This window comes from Kitasatospora sp. NBC_01539, assembly GCF_045040525.1.
Classification (GTDB): domain Bacteria; phylum Actinomycetota; class Actinomycetes; order Streptomycetales; family Streptomycetaceae; genus Kitasatospora.
Genome location: NZ_CP109390.1, coordinates 5709289 through 5727720 on the forward strand (window position 1 = coordinate 5709289; position 18432 = coordinate 5727720).

Consider the following 18432-nt stretch of genomic DNA (forward strand, 5'->3'; position numbering starts at 1 on the left):
CGTACCCGGCGGGTACGGCCCTCGCGCGTGTGCGCTACTGGGCGCCGGAGCCTGCGGACAGCAGGTTCTCCAGCTCCTCCTCGCGCTCCTGGGCGGCGACGAAGAGCAGCTCGTCGCCGGCCTCCAGGGTGTCGTTCTTGCCCGGCACCAGCACCCGGCCCTCACGGATGATCGTCACCAGGGCGGTGTCGTCGGGCCAGGGCACGTCGGCGACCCGGGTGCCGACCAGTTCGGTGTCGGGGGCGAGGGTCAGCTCGACGAGGTTGGCGTTGCCCTGGCTGAAGCGCATCAGCCGCACGAGGTCGCCGACGCTGACGGCCTCCTCGACCAGGGCCGACATCAGGCGCGGGGTGGAGACGGCGACGTCCACGCCCCAGGACTCGTTGAACAGCCACTCGTTCTTCGGGTTGTTCACCCGGGCGACGACCCGGGGCACGCCGTACTCGGTCTTGGCGAGGAGCGAGACGACCAGGTTGACCTTGTCGTCACCGGTGGCGGCGATCACCACGTGGCAGCGCTGCAGGGCGGCCTCGTCGAGCGAGGTGATCTCACAGGCGTCGGCCAGCAGCCACTCGGCCATCGGCACGCGCTCCACCGAGATGGAGTTGGGGTTCTTGTCGATCAGGAGGACGTCGTGGCCGTTCTCCAGCAGCTCGCCCGCGATCGAGCGGCCGACGGCACCGGCCCCGGCAATGGCGACTCGCATCAGTGACCCTCCTCCTCGGGGCCCTTGGCGAACGCGGCCTCGACCGCGTCCAGCTCGGCCCGGCGCAGGGTCACGTGGACGAGGTCGCCCTCCTGCACCACCATGTGCGGCGTCGGGAGGACGCCCTCGCCGAGCCGCGTGAGAAACGCCACGCGCACGCCCGCGGCCTCCTCCATCGCGGTCAGCTTGTGCCCGATCCACGTCGGCGCGTACGCGACCTCGGCGAGCTGGACACTGCCGGACGGGTCCTGCCACAGCGGCTCGGCGCCGCTCGGCAGCAGCTGGCGCAGCATCTGGTCGGCGGTCCAGCGCACGGTGGCGACGGTCGGGATGCCCAGACGCTGGTAGACCTCGGCGCGGCGCGGGTCGTAGATCCGGGCGGCGACGTTCTCGACGCCGAAGTTCTCGCGGGCGACGCGGGCGGCGATGATGTTGGAGTTGTCACCGCTGGAGACCGCGGCGAACGCACCGGCCTCCTCGATGCCCGCTTCGCGCAGGGTGTCCTGGTCGAAGCCCACGCCGGTGACGCGTCGGCCGTTGAACCCGGCGCCGAGCCGGCGGAAGGCGGTCGGATCCTGGTCCACGACGGCGACCGAGTGGCCCTGTTTCTCCAGGGCTCTCGCGAGGGCCGAGCCCACGCGTCCGCAGCCCATGATGACGATGTGCACGGGACGCTACCTCACCCGATCCGTTGGGGTCATGACCTGCGCAAACACCGCTCATCATCCTTCCGCACCCCCGCTTTCGGGGGTGGATCGTCATCCGCGCCTTCAACCCCGGCGCACCGGGCAACCGGGTGTTGCCCGCAAATCCTTCATCCGACACGCTAGCCGGTCCGCCGAACACAGTCTCGACGGAGGGGGCACCGGTCGTCGGCACATCCGGTGGTAGCCCCTACGATTCCTTGATGTGCCTATGCCTGCCGATCTCCCGAAACGCATCCTGATCGGGCGAGCGCTCCGCAGCGACAAGCTGGGGGAGACTCTTCTCTCCAAGCGCATCGCGCTGCCCGTGTTCGCCTCGGACGCGCTGTCCTCCGTCGCCTACGCCCCCGAGGAGATCCTCCTCACGCTGTCCGTCGCCGGGGCGTCCGCGATCCACTTCTCGTGGCAGATCGGGCTGGTCGTCGCCGTCGTGATGCTCGCGGTGGTCGCCTCCTACCGGCAGAACGTGCACGCGTACCCCAGCGGCGGCGGCGACTACGAGGTCGCGACCGTGAACCACGGCCCGAACTCGGGCCTCGTGGTGGCCAGCGCCCTGCTGGTCGACTACGTGCTCACCGTGGCCGTCTCCACCACCTCGGGCGTGGCCAACGTGGTGTCGGCCGTGCCGTCGCTGCGCGGCCACGAGCTGGTGCTGTCCGTGATCGTCGTCATCCTGCTGATGGGCGTGAACCTGCGCGGCGTGCGGGAGTCCGGCAGCGCGTTCGCCATCCCCACCTACGCCTTCATCGTCGGTGTGATGGGCATGGTCGTGTGGGGCGCGTTCCGCTACTTCGGCCTCGGCCAGGACATGAACGCCGAGAGCGCCGGCTTCCACCTGCAGGCCACGCCCGGCAACGACTCGCTGGCCGGCTTCGCCATGGTCTTCCTCCTGCTGAAGGCGTTCTCCTCGGGCTGCGCCGCGCTGACCGGTGTGGAGGCCATCTCCAACGGCGTGCCCGCGTTCCGCAAGCCGAAGAGCAAGAACGCCGCCACCACCCTGCTGCTGATGGCGAGCATCGCCGTCGTGATGTTCATGGGCATCATCTGGCTGGCCCGCCTGACCGGCGTGCAGATGGCCGAGGACCCGGCCGAGCAGCTCGTCGGCGCCGGTCCCGGCTACCACCAGAAGACCGCGCTGGCCCAGATCAGCGAGGCCGTGTTCTCGAACTTCACGCCCGGCTTCTACTTCGTCGCCGCGGTGACCGGCCTCATCCTGGTGCTCGCCGCCAACACCGCCTTCAACGGCTTCCCGGTGCTCGGCTCGATCCTCGCGCAGGACCGCTACCTGCCCCGCCAGCTGCACACCCGCGGCGACCGCCTCGCGTTCTCCAACGGCATCATGCTGCTGGCCGGTGTGGCGGTCCTCTTCATCGTCGCGTTCGACGCCGACCCGACCCGGCTCATCCAGCTGTACATCGTCGGCGTCTTCGTGTCGTTCAACATGAGCCAGTCCGGCATGATCCGGCACTGGACGCGCCTGCTGCGCAGCGAGACCGACCCGAAGAAGCGCGCGCACATGCAGCGCAGCCGGGCCATCAACACCTTCGGCCTGGTCATGACGATGGCCGTGCTCATCGTGGTGCTCGTCACCAAGATCAGCCACGCCTGGATCGCCATCGCCACGATGGTCGTGCTCTTCGTGCTGATGAAGGCGATCCGCCGCCACTACGAGCGGGTCTCCCACGAGCTCGTCGCCGCCGAGGAGCCCGACGACGTCGCCCCGCCGACCCGGGTGCACGCCATCGTGCTGGTCTCCAAGCTGCACAAGCCGGCCCTGCGCGCCCTCGCCTACGCCAGGCTGGCCCGCGCGCACACCCTGGAGGCCGTCACCGTCAACGTCGACCTCGCCGACACCGAGGCCCTCCGCCAGGACTGGGACGCCCGAGGCATCGACGTCCCGCTGAAGGTCCTCGACTCGCCGTTCCGCGAGATCACCGGACCGGTCCTCGACTACGTCAAGAACCTGCGCCGCAGCAGCCCCCGCGACGTCGTCTCCGTCTACATCCCCGAGTACGTCGTCGGCCACTGGTACGAGCACCTGCTGCACAACCAGAGCGCGCTCCGGCTCAAGGGCCGCCTGCTCTTCAAGCCCGGGGTGATGGTGACGTCCGTACCCTGGCAGCTGGAGTCCTCCGAGCGGCGCAAGCCGCAGAAGGCATGGTCGGCACCGGGCGCCGTCCGACGCGGCGAGCCCCGGCACCAGGTCAACCGGGCCTTCGAGACCTCAGACTCCGCACAGTCCAGCAGCAAGGACGGATCACCGTGACCCGCAACAACCCGCCCCGATCGGGCGGCAAGTCCGGCAAGGCCGGCAAGACCGGCAAGGCCGGCAAGTCCGGCGCGAGGCCGGGACAGGTCGCCCACCCGCGCTGGAGCAACCGGGCCGCCCGCCCGGCCGCCACCGACCGCGAGGGCTACACCGCCCAGACCGCGCCCCTCGCGCCCCGCGAGACCGCCCCGGCCGACGAGCCCCGGGCCCGGCGTGCCCGCGAGGACCGCGCGGACGCTCCCCGGCAGCAGCAGGGCCGGGCACAGGGCGGCACGGACCGGCCGAAGGGCCGCACGGCGGCCAAGCAGGCCGTCCGCCCGCCCAAGGCGCTGCGCACCGCCGAGAGCGCCCCGCGTGCGTCGAAGTCCCCCAAGGCGCCGAAGGCCCCGGTGGCGCCCAAGGTGCCCAGCGGCGACTCGCTGGTGGGCGAGCGCTACGAGGTCGAGGTCGGCCCGGTCGCGCACGGCGGCGGGCACTGCGTGGCCCGGCACGAGGGCCGGGTGCTCTTCGTGCGGCACACGCTGCCCGGCGAGCGCGTGATCGCCGAGATCACCGACGGCACCACCACCTCGCGCTTCCTGCGGGCCGACGCCGTCGAGGTCCTCGACGCCGCCAAGGACCGCATCGCCGCGCCGTGCCCGTTCTCCGGCCCCGGCCTGTGCGGCGGCTGCGACTGGCAGCACGTCACCCCGGGCGGCCAGCGCAAGCTCAAGGGCCAGGTGCTCACCGAGCAGCTGGCCAAGCTCGCCGGCCTGACCCCGGCCGAGGCCGGCTGGGACGGTTCGGTGGAGCCGGTGGGCGGCAAGCTCCCGGCCGGCGAGGTGCCGGCCTGGCGGACCCGCGTCCAGTACGCGGTCGACCGGGAGAGCGGCAGCGTCGGCCTGCGCAAGCACCGCTCGCACGACATCCAGCCGATCGACCGCTGCCTGATCGCCGCCGAGGGCGTCACCGAGCTCGGCATCGAGTCGCGCGACTGGACGGGCCTCGTCTCGGTCGACGCGATCGCCGCGTCCGGCTCCTCGGACCGGCAGGTCATCCTGCGGCCCGCCCCGGGCGAGCAGCTGCCGCTGGTCGAGCTCGACAAGCCGGTGTCGATCACCCGCGTCGACGAGCAGGACCTCTTCCACCGGGTGCACGGCCGCACCTTCGTCCGCGAGCGCGCCGCAGGCCGCACCTGGCGCGTCTCCGACGGCGGTTTCTGGCAGATCCACCCCGAGGCCCCGGACACCCTGGTCGACGCGGTGCTGGACGGCCTCGACCCGCAGTGGGGCGAGATGGCGCTCGACCTGTACTGCGGCGTCGGGCTGTTCGCCGGTGCGCTCGCCGACCGGGTCGGAGAGGAGGGCGCGGTGCTCGGCATCGAGTCGTCCAAGCGGGCCGTCGAGGACGCCCGGCACAACCTCGCCGCGCTGGAGAACGTCCGGATCGAGTGCGACCGGGTGGAGACGCTCCTCCCGCGGACCGGCATCACCGCCACCGACCTCATCGTCCTCGACCCGCCGCGTGCCGGTGCGGGCCGGGAGACCGTGGCGCACCTGGCGGGCCTGGAGGCGCGGCGCATCGCGTACGTCGCCTGCGACCCGGCGGCGCTCGCGCGCGACCTGGCGTTCTTCCGCGAGGGCGGCTACCGGCCGGTCTCGCTGCGGGCGTTCGACCTGTTCCCGATGACGCACCACTTCGAGTGCGTGGCGATCCTGGAGCCGGTCGGCGCGCAGTAGCCGAGGCCACCACCCGGACGGCGGGTACGGGAGGAACGGCTCCCGTACCCGCCGTCCGCCGTGGCGCGGCCGGGTCCGTGCGCCGGGTGGCTGGTTTCCGACGGGGCGTGAACGGACATCTGAGGGGAGCGGGGGCGGAGAGGCGGCCGGAAAGCGCCCTTGCTGTGCTAGCACCTCGGCGCTAGCTTGAATGCATGGCCAAGAAACAACTCAACGTCCGGGTGGACGCCACCACCGCCGAGATGGCCCGCGAAAGGGCCGAACAGCAGGGGATCAGCATGAACCAGTACATCGAACGCCTCGTGCAGCAGGACATGGGAGAGGCCGGTCGCCTCTTCGTCGACACCGCCGCGCAGTTCATGAAGGAGTACGAGACCGCCTTCCTGGCCGAGTTCGGAGAGCCCGGCGCGCAGGACGTGCGCCGTTGAAACTTGAGGTCGACCTCTCGTGGCTGCTCATGACCGCTGAGCAGTACACCCCGGGCGACCCCCAGGTCACCGACTACGGGTCGCTCCTGGCCGCGGTCGCCCGGCACCAGGCCGAGATCTTCGACATCGCCGTCTACCCCGAACCCTACGACCGGGCCGCGGCCCTGATGCACCAGCTGATCCGCATCCCCTCGCTGGAGCGGAACAACGAGCTGTTCGCCACCGCCGTCGCCTACGCCTACCTCGTCGCCAGCGGCTGCACCGTCGCCACCACCGCGCGCGAGGTCCGCAGCCTCGCCCGCGCCATCCGCGAAGGGAAGATCGGCGTCAGCGGGGTCGCCGAACGCCTCGCCGCCTGGGTCGTCGACGAACCCGAGGAGGAGGAAGTCAGCGGGGAGGACGACGAAGGAACCGACACCGACTGACTCGTTAGGCTGGGAGCCCACCCCCGAGCCCGAGGAACGCGACGTTGCTGCAGGACATCGAGCACCATCTGGCCTGCCCCCACTGCGCGCGGCACCTCACCCTCGACGGGCGCACCCTCCGCTGCCCCGCCGGGCACAGCTTCGACCAGGCCCGGCAGGGCTACGTCAGCCTGCTCGCCGGCGACGCCCACACCGGCACCGGCGACACCGCCCCCATGGTCGCCGCCCGCGCCGACTTCCTCGCCGCCGGGCACTACCGTCCGATCGCCGACGCACTCGCCCACGCAGCCGGGACCGTCCCCCACGACGGCCTGGTCGCCGACCTCGGCGCCGGCACCGGCTACTACCTCGCCCACGTCCTCGACCGCCTCGCCGGCCCCGCCGGCGCCGCCCTCGACATCTCCAAGTACGCACTGCGCCGCGCCGCCAGGGCCCACCCGCGGATCGGCGCCGTCGTCTGCGACGCCTGGCGCCCGCTGCCGCTCCGCGACGGCTGCGCCGACCTCGTCCTCAACGTCTTCGCCCCGCGCAACGGCCCCGAGATCCGCCGCGTGCTGCGCCCCGGCGGCCGCCTGCTGCTCGTCGCCCCCACCGGCCGCCACCTGCGCGAACTCGTCGACGGCCTCGGCCTGCTGTCCGTGGACGACGAGAAGGAACGCCGCATCGACGAGAAGCTCAACCCCTGGCTGCAGCCCCTCGACCGGACGGAGGTGGAGTTCACGCTCCGCCTCTCCCACAGCGACGCGGCGGCCGTCGTCGGCATGGGCCCCAACGCCTGGCACACCGCGCCCGACCGGCTCGCCGCGGCCCTCGCCGAACTCCCGGACCCCGTCGAGGTGACCGGCTCCGTGCGGCTGTCGGTCTACGGCTGAGGCCGGGCCGACCGGGCCGTCACTCCGTCCTGTCCCTCCGCCGGGCCCTTCCGTCCGGCGTCTTCGTCCCGTGCCCCCGTTCGCCTCCTTCCGCCTCTCTTGCCTGTCCTGCGTGCGGGCCGCGCGCCGTGGTCCGGCGACGGGTGGCGGCCGGCGTCCTTCGGGGCAGGGGGTGCGCGGCGCCGCGGGCGCTGAGCCGTTCGTGTGAACCCGCCCGAGCAGGTACGTTTCACCTGCCAGGACGGCCGCTAAGGTCCCGGAGTGACCAGCGAAGCCGCCGTGACCGCCGCCCCGGTCACCCGAACCGCCATCCGCCGCCCCGCCGTCGAGGAACTACGGCTCACCTCTTTCAAGTCGTACCGCCGCACCACCCTGCCGCTCACCGCGCTGACGGTGCTCCACGGGCCCTCCGGCGTCGGCAAGTCGAACGCGCTGGATGCCCTCGCCGTCCTCTCCCGGCTCGCCCTCGGCGAGGAGATCGGCCTCTCGCTCGACGGTCTCGGCGGCACCTCCGGGCCGCTGGCCGCACCCATCCGCGGCGGGCTGGCAGGCTGCGTCCCGCACGGCCGGAACGCGATCATCCTCGGCTGCACCGTCCGCTCCGACGCCGGCCCGATCCGGCTGGAACTCGTCGTCCGCACCGACGGCCGCGTCCGCGTCGCCCGCGAGTGGCTGACCCTCGCCGGCGAGACCCTGGTGGAGACCGGCGAACAGGACACCACCCACGGCCGGGTGAACGTCACCTGGCACAACGACACCCGGCAGGGCGACATCCGCGCGCCCTTCCCCAGCGACAGCCTGATCACCGCCCAGATCCCCCTGCGCGTGGCCGGGTCGTCGCCGGGCGAGCGCAAGGTGCTGGCCGCCGCCGAACACCTGCTCACCGCGCTGCGCGAGGTCTTCCCGCTGCACCCGGTGCCCGCGGCGATGCGCAGCTGGACCCGGCCCGAGACGCAGGCCCGACTCGTCGGCACCGCCTCCAACATCTCCGCCGTGCTCGCCCGGCTGGAACGGGAGTGCAGCCGCCGCTACGGGCGCCTCCTCAAAGCCGTCCAGGCGGCCGCCCCGCACCCCCTGCTCGGACTGCAGGTCGCCCGGCGCGGCGCGGACACGCAGGAGCGCCTCATGGCGGTCTTCGACGAAGGCGTCCTCGGCCGCACCGGCGCCGACCAGGCCTCCGACGGCATGCTGCGACTGCTGGCCTTCGCCGCCGTACTCCTCACCGGAGCCGGAGTGCTCGACGTCGACGCGGCCGCCGAGGTGCCCTCCGCGCACCGGCAGCTCACCGTGCTCGCCGAGGACCTCGGCGCCGGCCTCGGCACCGAACAGACCGCCTCACTGCTCCGGGTCGCCCGGGACGTCTGCGCGAAGGAGGACGTCAGGGTGCTCGCCGCCCTCCAGGAGCCCGCGGCGGCCCACGAGGTGGAGGGCGTCGAACTGGTCGAGTGCCGCCGGGATCCGGCCACCGGCCACAGCGTCCTGGTGCCGCCGGACCGTCCGCGCGTGCCCCCGCAGGGCGGGCGGGTCGGTGGTGATGGGGTAGACCTGGGGGCGTGAGCGACGACGACACCCGCACCCCCGCCCCGCACTCGGCCGCACCCGGGCCCGGGCCCGGCTTTGGCCCCGGGCCCGGACCGGAACCCGGACCGGAACCCGGGCCTGGCCCCGGGCCCGACGCCCTGGAAGTGCTCCGGCACCGGCTCACCGCGTTCGCGGCCGCCCGGCGCTGGCAGCCCTTCCACACGCCGAAGAACCTCGCGGCGGCGCTCAGCGTGGAGGCGGCCGAACTGCTGGAGATCTTCCAGTGGCTGACACCCGAACAGGCCGACGCGGTGATGTCCGACCCCGATCGGGCCCACCGGGTACGCGACGAGGTCGCGGACGTCCTCGCCTACCTGCTGCAGTTCTGCACGGCGGTGGGCGTGGACCCGGCGGAGGCCCTGGCGGCGAAGATCGAACGGAACGAGACGCGCTTCCCCGTCCCGGGTGGCGACGCCGTGCCGGGGTCGGGTGACGATGCGGGATCGGGTGACGATGCAGGGTCGGGGTCGGGGTCGAGGTCGGGGCGGGGGCCGGGGCCTGGTGACGACGCGGCGGTGGGCGGGTCCGCCGTCGGGTGACGGGCCGTGTGCTCCCGCCCCTTCTCCCTCCTCTCCTGTCTCTCCCTCTCTGTTTCTCGTTCCGCCTGTCCACCGTGCGGGTGACGGTTTTCCGCCGTGTGGGGGACCTCGGTTGTCCACAGGCGGGGTTTGTCCACAGGGCGTCCGGGCCGGAAGGCCGTGGTCCGGCACCGCGGGCACCCTTGCGTCGTGACACACCGCCGGCGACGGCGGACGGACACGAGCGAAGGGAGTGGCGGCATGGACGCACTGCGACTGATCAAGACCGCCCGGCACACGCTGGCCCAGGCCAGGACGGCGTCCGACGTACTGGAGGAGGCCCGGCAGACGGTGCTGCTCATCGAGGCCGTGGGCATCCGGATCGCCCACCGGGAGACCGGTGAGATCGGCGCACTCGGACAACTGCTGCGCGACGCAGGATCCCACGCGGTCGCCTGCCTGGCCCGGCCGCCGGACGACACGGAGGAGGCCGGCCCCAGGAAGGACCACGCCGGGGATCCCCACGATCGGTCGGCCGGCGGAGCCCGTGTCGAACGGCCCTCCGCGGACCGGACCGCAGGTGTCAGGGCCGAGCGCCTCGACGGCCTCGGGGAGCTGGAACCGCTGCTCCACGAACTCGGCAGCCTGCTGCACGAGGTGGCCGAGGCCCTCGTCGTGCTCGCCTGCGGCGCCGACGCCGAGACCGTGTACTGGCAGTGCATCGACGGTGTCGACGCCGGCGCGGAGTGCAAGGACCTCGTGGCCGAGCTGCTCCGCACCGTCCGCCGCGACAGCGGTGCGGCGCCGCAGGACGCGGGCGAGGCCGACGACGACCGGCCCCCGGCGGCGGGTCCCGGCACGGCGGGCCCGTCCGACGTGTCCGCGCAGCCCGGCCCGTCCGATCTGCCGGTGCAGGCCGGTGCGCCGGGGGTGTCCGGCCTGCCCGACCCGCTCGCGGCGCGACCGCTGGACCGCCGACAGTCAGCATCCGGGACGGCCGCAGCTCCGGCGTGCCGCGGCCGGGGCCTCCGCGCCGGTGTGCGGCCACCCGCCGCGGCCGGGGCGCACGGATCCCCGACCGGGGTTCAGCGGTGAGCGCCGGCCTCCGGAGCCTCGTCCTCCGGGTCGTCGGTCCGGGTGACACTCGAGGAGCGCAGGTCGGCGCCGAGCCCGGCCAGGTTGGCGCTCACCGTCGCCAGCAGCTCCTCCATCTGCTGGAGGAGGCCCTTCGACGCCACGGCCGCGGACAGGTCGTACGAGAGCGACTGCGAGGCTTCGGGATTCGGCTCGGACGTGCGATCGGACATGAGAGTGCCCTTCCGACTCGGTGGTGCGGTGTGCGGCGCCGGACACCGGCGCCCACCCTCCAACGACCCCCGCACGCCGGCGGTCACCTCGCACCACCCGTTGAGGTCCAACCGTGTTCGGCCGTCAGCCCCAGGAGTGAGGCCGGGTTGCGCGCCGGTCCGCGTTCCGCCATACGCGGGAACCGGGCCCGACGCCCCTCCGCCCGGAGCCTGGGTCCGGGCCTGGGTCCGGACCCGACATCGCGGTCGCGGTCCCGGTCCCGGTCGGGTTCGCGGTCGGGTTCGCGGTCCTGGCCCGCCCGTCGGCAGAGCCGCGGTCCCGTCCCGGCACGACGGCGGGCCCGGCTCGCGTACGGTCCGTACGCGAGCCGGGCCCGCCGGCAGCACAGAGGATCAGTTGTGCGCGTGCAGCTCCGCGTTCAGGCCGCCCCACGAGCCGGACCGCGCGATCACCTCGACCGCGCCGCTCTGGGAGTTGCGGCGGAACAGCAGGTTGTCCTGGCCGGACAGCTCCACCGCCTTGGCGATCTTGCCGTCGGGGGTGGTGACCCGGGTGCCGGCGGTCACGTACAGACCGGCCTCCACCACGCAGTCGCTGCCCAGCGAGATGCCGATGCCCGCGTTGGCGCCGAGCAGGCAGCGCTCGCCGACCGACACGGTCTGCTTGCCGCCGCCCGACAACGTGCCCATGATCGACGCGCCGCCGCCGATGTCGCTGTGGTCGCCCACCACGACACCCGCGCTGATCCGGCCCTCGACCATCGAGGTGCCGAGCGTGCCGGCGTTGAAGTTCACGAAGCCCTCGTGCATCACCGTGGTGCCCTCGGCCAGGTGGGCACCGAGGCGGACGCGGTCCGCGTGGGCGATCCGGACGCCGCTCGGCGCGACGTAGTCGGTCATCCGCGGGAACTTGTCGATGCCGTACACGGCGAGCTGGCCGCCCTGCGAGCGGACCGCGAGGCGGGCCTGCTCCACACCGGCGACCGGCACCGGCCCGATGCTCGTCCACGCCACGTTGGCCAGCAGCCCGAAGATGCCGTCCAGGTTCTGCCCGTGCGGCTTCACCAGACGGTGGCTCAGCAGGTGCAGCCGCAGGTACGCGTCGTGCGCGTCCAGCGGCTTGTCCTCCAGCGAGGAGATGGCGGTCCGTACCGCGACGACCTCGACGCCGCGGCGGGCGTCGACGCGCAGTGCTTCCGCGGCGCCGCTCCCCAGCGCGGCCTCGGCCTGCTCGGCGGTGAGCCGGACTGTTCCGGCCGGGCCGGGCGCGGCGGTCAGTTCGGGAGCGGGGAACCAGGTGTCGAGCACGGTGCCGTCGGCGGCGATCGTCGCCAGGCCGACGGCGACGGCGCCGGGGAGGGAGGAGGTTTCAGCAGTCACATCGAGCACGTTAACGAATCGGGGGAGGCACTGCCGAACGCGCTCACCGTCCGGACGCCGTCGGCCGCGCTGACAGGCCAAAATGCGATGACCTGCCGATCCCCGATCGGCCATACTCGGCCGGGTGTTCATCTCGATCTCCACCACGGCCACCGCGGACGGTCCCGCCACCGACCTGGGTTTCCTGCTGCACAAGCACCCCGACAAGGTGCAGCGCTTCTCGACCGCCCACGGCGTGGCGCACGTCTTCTACCCCGAGGCGACCGACGAGGCCTGCACCGCCGCACTGCTGCTGGACATCGACCCGGTCGCCCTCGTCCGTCAGAACCGCGGCAAGGGCGGCCGCGGCGGTTCGCCGGACCTCACGCTCGCGCAGTACGTGAACGACCGCCCCTACGCGGCGTCCTCACTGCTGGCCGTCGCCCTCCGTACGGTCTTCCGGACGGCGATGAAGGGCGACTGCGAGAAGCTGCCCGGTCGGGCCGACCTCCCGCTGCCGCTGCGGATCGCGCTGCCCGCGGTGCCGGCCAACGGCGGTGGCGACGGCGGCGGCGGGCCCGCCATGGTCCGGAGGCTCTTCGCGCCGCTCGGGTGGCAGGTCGAGGCCACCGCGGTGCCGCTGGACGAGGTGTTCCCCGCATGGGGCGACAGCCGCTACGTACGGCTGCGGCTCACCGGCGAACTGCGGCTCGCCGACGCGCTGCAGCACCTCTACGTGCTGCTGCCGGTCCTCGACGGGTCCAAGCACTACTGGGTCGCCCCGGACGAGGTCGACAAGCTGCTGGCCGCCGGCGACGGATGGCTCGCCGGGCACCCCGAGCGGGCACTGATCACCCGTCGCTACCTGGCCCGTCGCTGGTCGCTCACCCGGCTCGCCATGGAACGGCTGGCGCTGGCCCGCCTCGCCGAGGCGGACGACCAGGAGGCGGAGGAGCTGGACAACGCCGTGTCCGACGACGAGCCCGAGGCGTCCGGCGCGGCCGAGGACGTCCACGCATCCGGAGAGCCCCGGGCATCCGGCACGGCCGAGGCATCCGGCACGACCCGTGCGTCCGACGCGCCTGTCGCCGATGCCGCCGGGGTCGCCGGCGGTCCGCCGGCATCCGACGACGCCCGAGCGGGCCGTTCCCGACCGCTCGCCGAGCTGCGCCGGGAGGCGATCCTCGCCGCCCTCGCGGAGACCGGTGCGGCGCGGGTGCTCGACCTCGGCTGCGGCCAGGGCGAGCTGGTCGGTGCGCTGCTGAAGGACACCCGTGTGAAGGAGGTGCTCGGTGTCGACGTCTCCTCCCGCGCCCTGGCCGCCGCCGCGCGCCGACTGCGGCTGGACCGCATGTCGGAGCGCCAGGCCGCGCGGGTGCAGCTGGTGCAGGGTGCGCTCACCTACACCGACGCCCGGCTCAAGGGCTACGACGCCGCGGTGCTCTCCGAGGTCGTCGAGCACCTCGACCTGCCGCGACTGCCCGCCCTGGAGTACGCGGTCTTCGGCGCCGCCCGCCCTCGGGCGGTCGTCGTGACCACCCCCAACGTGGAGTACAACGTCCGCTGGGAGAGCCTCCCGGCGGGCCACGTACGGCACGCGGACCACCGCTTCGAATGGACGCGGGCGGAGTTCCGAGCCTGGGCCGAACAGGTCGCCCGCACGTACGGGTACACCGTCGACCTCCGGCCCGTCGGCCCGTCGGACGAGGAGGTCGGGGCGCCGACCCAGCTCGCCCTGTTCCTCGCGTCCGGCGGCGCCACGACCGACCAGGCCCCCGAAGGGAGCGTGACCCGATGACGACCGACGACCGCAGTGCCGCCGACGGGACGACCGCCGACGACACCCCCCACACCGCCCCCGCCCCCGGCTCCGTCCCCGGCTCGGTCCCCGTCCCTGCCCTCGGCTCCGCCGACCCGGCCCCGGCCCCCGCACCGTCCGGCACGCCCGCCGACGTGCCCGCCGTGGCGCAGCCCGTCCGGCGGCTGCCCGTCACCGACGTGTCCCTGGTCGTGCTGATCGGCACGAGCGGCTCCGGGAAGTCGACCTTCGCCCGTTCCCGTTTCAAGCCCACGCAGGTCGTCTCCTCCGACTACTGCCGCGGTCTCGTCTCCGACGACGAGAACGACCAGTCGGCCTCCGCCGACGCGTTCGACGTGCTCCACTACATCGTCGGCAAGCGGCTGGCGGCCGGCCGGCTGACCGTCGTCGACGCCACCAACGTGCAGCCCGAGTCCCGCAAGGCCCTCGTCCGGCTCGCCCGGGAGCACGACATCCTGCCGATCGCGATCGTCCTGGACGTCCCGCTCGCGGTGTGCGCCGAGCGCAACCGCCACCGCCCGGACCGGCAGCTGCCCGACCACGTGCTGCCGCGCCAGCAGCGCGAGCTCCGGCGTTCCTTGAAGGGGCTGGAACGCGAGGGCTTCCGCAAGGTGCACCTCCTGCGCGGCGAGCAGGAGGTCGCCACCGCCGAGATCGTCACGGAGAAGCGGTACAACGACCTGCGGCACCTCACCGGCCCCTTCGACATCGTCGGCGACATCCACGGCTGCCGCTCCGAGCTGGAGACGCTGCTCGCCCGCCTCGGCTACGACCTGGCCCGCGACGCCCGGGGCCGGGCGGTCGACGCCGCCCACCCGGACGGCCGTACCGCGGTGTTCGTCGGCGACCTGGTCGACCGCGGCCCGGACACGCCGGGCGTGCTGCGCCTGGTGATGGGCATGGTCGCAGCCGGCCACGCGGTCTGCGTGCCGGGCAACCACGAGAACAAGCTCGGCCGGCACATGGACGGCCGCAAGGTCACGGTCGCGTACGGCCTGCAGGAGTCGATCGACCAGCTGGCCGCCGAGTCCGAGGAGTTCCGGGACGAGGTCCGCACCTTCATGCGGGGCCTGGTCAGCCACTACCTGCTCGACGGCGGTGCCCTGGTGGTCTGCCACGCCGGTCTGCCGGAGAGGTACCACGGCCGCAACTCCGGCCGGGTCCGCTCGCACGCGCTGTACGGCGACACGACGGGCGAGACGGACGAGTACGGCCTGCCGGTCCGCTACCCGTGGGCGGAGGAGTACCGGGGCAAGGCGCTGGTGGTCTACGGCCACACCCCGGTGCCCGCGGCGAGCTTCGTCAACAACACGATCTGCCTGGACACCGGCTGCGTGTTCGGCGGCAGCCTGACCGCGCTGCGCTACCCCGAGCGCGAGCTCGTCTCCGTCCCGGCGGAGCAGGAGTGGTACGCCCCCTCGCGGCCGCTGCACACGGACGCGCCGGGCGGCCGCGAGGGCCGTCCGCTCGACCTCGCCGACGTCTCCGGACGGCGGATCGTGGAGACCGCGCACCACGGCCGGGTCGCCGTCCGGGAGGAGAACGCCGCCGCGGCGCTGGAGGTGATGAGCCGCTTCGCGCTCGACCCGCGGCTGCTCGCCTACCTGCCGCCGACGATGGCCCCGTCCGCGACCTCGCGGCGCGAGGGCTATCTGGAGCACCCGGAGGAGGCGTTCCTGGCGTACCGCCACGACGGTGTGCAGCACGTGGTCTGCGAGGAGAAGCACATGGGCTCCCGGGCCGTCGTGCTGGTCGCCCGGGACGAGGCCGCGCTGGAGAAGAGGTTCGGCCTCTCCGGCCCGGGCGCGATCTGGACCCGTACCGGTCGGGCCTTCCTCGGCGACGACGAGCTCACCGGGGCCGTGCTCGGCCGGGTCAGGACGGCCGCCGAGCGGGCCGGGCTCTTCGACGAGCTCGGCACCGGCTGGCTGCTCCTGGACGCCGAGCTGATGCCGTGGTCCCTGAAGGCGGCCGAGCTGCTGCGCCGCCAGTACGCCGCGGTCGGTGCGGCCGCGGGCGCCGCGCTGCCGCAGGTGGTGGACGCGCTGGAGCGCGCCGCCGCGCGCGGGCTGGACGTCGCCGACCTGACGGCCCGGCAGCGCCGCCGCGCCCTGGACGCGGAGGCGTTCACGGCCGCGTACCGGCGCTACTGCTGGCCCACCGAAGGGCTCAGCGGCATCCGGCTGGCGCCGTTCCAACTGCTCGCCGCCGAGGGGGCCAACCTCGCGGTGCTCCCGCACGACCGGCACCTCGGCTGGATCGACCGGCTGGTCGCCGCCGACGACGCGGCGGAGCCGGTGCTGCAGGGCACCGGCCGCCTGCTGGTGGACACCACCGACGACGCGTCCGTGGCCGTCGGCATCGCTTGGTGGGAGGAGATCACCGGAGCGGGCGGTGAGGGCATGGTCGTCAAACCGGTGGCCTCCCTCGTGCGCGACGCCGCGGGCCGGCTGGTGCAGCCGGGAGTGAAGGTCCGCGGTCGCGAGTACCTGCGGATCATCTACGGCCCGGACTACACCGAGTCGCTGGACGTGCTGCGGCAGCGGTTCCTCGGCCACAAGCGCTCGCTCGCCCTCCGCGAGTACGCGCTCGGCCTGGAGGCGCTCGACCGGCTGGCGGCGAACGAGCCCCTGTGGCGGGTCCACGAGCCGGTCTTCGCGGTGCTCGCGCTGGAGTCGGAGCCGGTCGACCCGCGGCTCTGATCGGAGGTCCGGCCCTGCCGCGAGCGGCGGGGCCGGACCCGGCGCCTCCGAGCGGACCCGGCCGGGCCCGACCGGGCCAGGCCATGCCGACCGCGGTCCGGCAGGGTCCGGGTGGACCCGGCGGTGTCGGACACGCCCGGCGGTGTCCCCGTGGAGCCGGTGGGACGCGGTGCGGAGTCGGCCGCCGCCATCTGCATACAAATTCGGGCTGTCGTATACACTTCCCATTCAAGTATCCGATGACCCAGGAGCCCGGCATGGCGTTCAACCTCCGGAACAGGCACTTCCTCAAGGAGCTCGACTTCACTCCCCAGGAGTTCCGCTTCCTGGTGGACCTCGCCGCGCAGCTGAAGGCCGCCAAGTACGCCGGTACCGAGCAGCCCCGGCTCCGGGGCAAGAACATCGCGCTGATCTTCGAGAAGACGTCGACCCGCACCCGGTGCGCCTTCGAGGTGGCCGCGCACGACCAGGGAGCCACCACCACCTACCTCGACCCGGCGGGCTCCCAGATCGGCCACAAGGAGTCGATCAAGGACTCGGCGCGGGTCCTCGGCCGGATGTTCGACGGGATCGAGTACCGGGGCCACGGCCAGCACATCGTCGAGGAGCTGGCCGCGAACGCCGGGGTGCCGGTGTGGAACGGGCTGACCGACGAGTGGCACCCGACCCAGATGCTCGCCGACGTGCTGACCGTGCGGGAGCACTGCGCCAAGCCCTTCTCCGAGGTCGCCCTGGCCTACCTCGGCGACGCCCGCAACAACATGGGCAACTCGCTCCTCATCACCGGCGCCCTCCTCGGCATGGACGTCCGGATCGTCGCGCCGGAGCAGCTCTGGCCCGCCGCGGAGGTGCAGAAGGCCGCCCAGGCCCTCGCCGAGACCTCCGGCGCCCGGATCACCCTGACCGAGTCCGTGGCCGACGGCGTGGCCGGCGCCGACTTCCTCTACACCGACGTCTGGGTCTCGATGGGGGAGCCCAAGGAGGTCTGGGCGGAGCGCATCGAGATGCTCAGGCCGTACCAGGTGTCGATGGACACCGTCCGTGCGACGGGCAACCCGGCCGTCCGCTTCCTGCACTGCCTGCCCGCGTACCACGACCTCGGTACCGAGATCGGGCGGCAGATGCACGAGGCGACCGGCATGGCCGAGCTGGAGTGCACGGACGAGCTGTTCGAGTCGGCGCACTCGGTGGTCTTCGACCAGGCGGAGAACCGGCTGCACACCATCAAGGCCGTCATGGTCGCGACGCTCGGCTCCTGACACCCACCCACCCACCTCCCGGCACCGGCACCGGGCACCGGCGCCGAACCCGGTCCGCCGCCGTGCCGCTGACCCGCCGTGCCGCCGTGCCGCTGTGCCGCCGTGCCGCTGTGCCGCCGTGCCGCCGTGCCGCTGTGCCGCCGTGCCGCTGTGCCGCCGTGCCGCTGTGCCTGCGGGTCAGAGGTCGACGTCGACGCACGCGATGCGTTCGCCCGCCGGATGGGCGCCGCTCCGCCGGCCGGTGTGCAGCACCAGGGAGTGTGCCTCACCGGGGCGGAAGGCGAAGCCCACCGCCGTCCGCGCGGCGGCCTGCCCGGTGTCGTCGGTGCGGAGTGCCAGCCTGACCTCGTTGCGGTCGTTGGCGTAGGCCGGGTCGGTCGAGGGCTGCACCGGGTCCGGCACGTGCTGGTAGTGCGGTCCGGAGGCGGCCGGGTCGGCGCCGCAGCGGCCGGTGTGCACGTGTGCGGCGAGGTCGAGCGAGGGGGCCAGGCCGCGCAGTTCCAGAGCGACCGTGGAGGCGCCCGGTGCCCGGGTGACGGTGAGCCGGACATGGCCCCCGTAGGGCACCAGGTCGGGTACGTGGCTGATGGCGGTCGGCCGGACGAAGGCGGACGCGGGGTCGAAGTCCGCGTCCACGACGGTGGCCGGTGCCGCCAGCGCGGGCAGGAGGAGCAGCGCGGGCAGGGCGGGGGCGAACGGCACGGGCATCGGGGGCCTCTCGTCGGGCGGGCCCGCCACGGCTCGGGTGGGCCGTCCCACGGTGGC

At 73.5% G+C, this 18432-nt stretch carries 15 protein-coding genes and 1 pseudogene; 11 read left to right on the top strand and 5 right to left on the bottom strand.

Features of this window, described 5'->3' with window-relative positions; translation table 11 throughout:
* Positions 1 to 34 precede the first annotated feature (34 nt).
* Both OG335_RS24705 and OG335_RS24710 read right to left on the bottom strand, forming a co-directional pair.
* Positions 35 to 706, bottom strand: a complete 672-nt coding sequence (locus OG335_RS24705) for a potassium channel family protein (protein WP_405013297.1) — start codon at positions 704 to 706, stop codon at positions 35 to 37.
* The gene (locus OG335_RS24710; RefSeq protein ID WP_405013298.1) at positions 706 to 1374 is read right to left on the bottom strand and encodes a potassium channel family protein; all 669 of its coding nucleotides are present in this window, start codon (positions 1372 to 1374) and stop codon (positions 706 to 708) included. Before OG335_RS24710 ends, OG335_RS24705 begins: the two co-directional genes overlap by 1 nt.
* 247 nt (positions 1375 to 1621) lie before the next feature.
* Here OG335_RS24710 and OG335_RS24715 point away from each other — a divergent pair, with 247 nt between their 5' ends.
* From OG335_RS24715 to OG335_RS24750, 8 genes and pseudogenes are all read left to right on the top strand, one after another.
* Positions 1622 to 3676 carry an APC family permease gene (locus OG335_RS24715; RefSeq protein WP_405013299.1) on the top strand — a complete coding sequence of 685 codons (2055 nt, stop codon included), beginning with the start codon at positions 1622 to 1624 and terminating at the stop codon, positions 3674 to 3676.
* Between the two features lie 392 nt (positions 3677 to 4068).
* Positions 4069 to 5397, top strand: coding sequence for a class I SAM-dependent RNA methyltransferase (locus tag OG335_RS24720; protein WP_405015516.1), 1329 nt, complete (start codon positions 4069 to 4071; stop codon positions 5395 to 5397).
* Between the two features lie 194 nt (positions 5398 to 5591).
* The gene (locus OG335_RS24725) at positions 5592 to 5825 is read left to right on the top strand and encodes a toxin-antitoxin system HicB family antitoxin (RefSeq protein WP_030270443.1); all 234 of its coding nucleotides are present in this window, start codon (positions 5592 to 5594) and stop codon (positions 5823 to 5825) included.
* Positions 5822 to 6250 carry a fic family toxin-antitoxin system, toxin component gene (locus OG335_RS24730; protein ID WP_405013300.1) on the top strand — a complete coding sequence of 143 codons (429 nt, stop codon included), beginning with the start codon at positions 5822 to 5824 and terminating at the stop codon, positions 6248 to 6250. Before OG335_RS24725 ends, OG335_RS24730 begins: the two co-directional genes overlap by 4 nt.
* Positions 6251 to 6294: 44 nt before the next feature.
* Positions 6295 to 7122, top strand: coding sequence for a putative RNA methyltransferase (locus tag OG335_RS24735; RefSeq protein WP_405013301.1), 828 nt, complete (start codon positions 6295 to 6297; stop codon positions 7120 to 7122).
* Between the two features lie 261 nt (positions 7123 to 7383).
* Positions 7384 to 8679, top strand: coding sequence for an AAA family ATPase (locus OG335_RS24740; protein ID WP_405013302.1), 1296 nt, complete (start codon positions 7384 to 7386; stop codon positions 8677 to 8679).
* 122 nt (positions 8680 to 8801) lie between these two features.
* A pseudogene (locus OG335_RS24745) lies at positions 8802 to 9110 on the top strand (nucleotide pyrophosphohydrolase); the annotation flags it as partial.
* Positions 9111 to 9482: 372 nt separating this feature from the next.
* Positions 9483 to 10316: a DUF6099 family protein gene (locus OG335_RS24750; protein ID WP_405013303.1), complete on the top strand. Its 834-nt coding sequence runs from the start codon at positions 9483 to 9485 to the stop codon at positions 10314 to 10316.
* On the opposite strand, the gene OG335_RS24755 is transcribed toward OG335_RS24750, so the two are convergent.
* The gene (locus OG335_RS24755) at positions 10307 to 10528 is read right to left on the bottom strand and encodes a hypothetical protein (protein WP_405013304.1); all 222 of its coding nucleotides are present in this window, start codon (positions 10526 to 10528) and stop codon (positions 10307 to 10309) included. The genes OG335_RS24750 and OG335_RS24755 overlap by 10 nt on opposite strands.
* A 393-nt stretch (positions 10529 to 10921) precedes the next feature.
* On the bottom strand, positions 10922 to 11908 hold the full coding sequence (gene dapD / locus OG335_RS24760) for a 2,3,4,5-tetrahydropyridine-2,6-dicarboxylate N-succinyltransferase (RefSeq protein ID WP_405013305.1): 987 nt from the start codon (positions 11906 to 11908) through the stop codon (positions 10922 to 10924).
* Positions 11909 to 12032: 124 nt separating this feature from the next.
* Here dapD and OG335_RS24765 point away from each other — a divergent pair, with 124 nt between their 5' ends.
* From OG335_RS24765 to argF, 3 genes are all read left to right on the top strand, one after another.
* A complete protein-coding gene (locus tag OG335_RS24765) occupies positions 12033 to 13685 on the top strand; it encodes a 3' terminal RNA ribose 2'-O-methyltransferase Hen1 (RefSeq protein ID WP_405013306.1) in 1653 nt (550 codons plus the stop codon).
* Entirely contained in the window at positions 13682 to 16408 is a 2727-nt protein-coding gene (locus OG335_RS24770) for a polynucleotide kinase-phosphatase (RefSeq protein WP_405013307.1), read from the top strand. Before OG335_RS24765 ends, OG335_RS24770 begins: the two co-directional genes overlap by 4 nt.
* A gap of 257 nt (positions 16409 to 16665) precedes the next feature.
* Positions 16666 to 17667: an ornithine carbamoyltransferase gene (gene argF, locus OG335_RS24775; protein ID WP_405013308.1), complete on the top strand. Its 1002-nt coding sequence runs from the start codon at positions 16666 to 16668 to the stop codon at positions 17665 to 17667.
* A gap of 177 nt (positions 17668 to 17844) precedes the next feature.
* Here the strand turns inward: argF and OG335_RS24780 are convergent, their stop codons facing one another.
* Positions 17845 to 18375 carry a superoxide dismutase family protein gene (locus tag OG335_RS24780; protein ID WP_405013309.1) on the bottom strand — a complete coding sequence of 177 codons (531 nt, stop codon included), beginning with the start codon at positions 18373 to 18375 and terminating at the stop codon, positions 17845 to 17847.
* Positions 18376 to 18432: the final 57 nt, after the last annotated feature.

Bases quoted from the DNA above. Each gene is read 5' to 3' on its own strand.
- OG335_RS24705 (WP_405013297.1), bottom strand. From the start codon at position 706: ATGCGAGTCGCCATTGCCGGGGCCGGTGCCGTCGGCCGCTCGATCGCG.
- OG335_RS24715 (WP_405013299.1), top strand. From the start codon at position 1,622: ATGCCTGCCGATCTCCCGAAACGCATCCTGATCGGGCGAGCGCTCCGC.
- OG335_RS24725 (WP_030270443.1), top strand. From the start codon at position 5,592: ATGGCCAAGAAACAACTCAACGTCCGGGTGGACGCCACCACCGCCGAG.
- OG335_RS24750 (WP_405013303.1), top strand. From the start codon at position 9,483: ATGGACGCACTGCGACTGATCAAGACCGCCCGGCACACGCTGGCCCAG.
- OG335_RS24755 (WP_405013304.1), bottom strand. From the start codon at position 10,528: ATGTCCGATCGCACGTCCGAGCCGAATCCCGAAGCCTCGCAGTCGCTC.
- OG335_RS24770 (WP_405013307.1), top strand. From the start codon at position 13,682: ATGACGACCGACGACCGCAGTGCCGCCGACGGGACGACCGCCGACGAC.
- argF (WP_405013308.1), top strand. From the start codon at position 16,666: ATGGCGTTCAACCTCCGGAACAGGCACTTCCTCAAGGAGCTCGACTTC.
- OG335_RS24780 (WP_405013309.1), bottom strand. From the start codon at position 18,375: ATGCCCGTGCCGTTCGCCCCCGCCCTGCCCGCGCTGCTCCTCCTGCCC.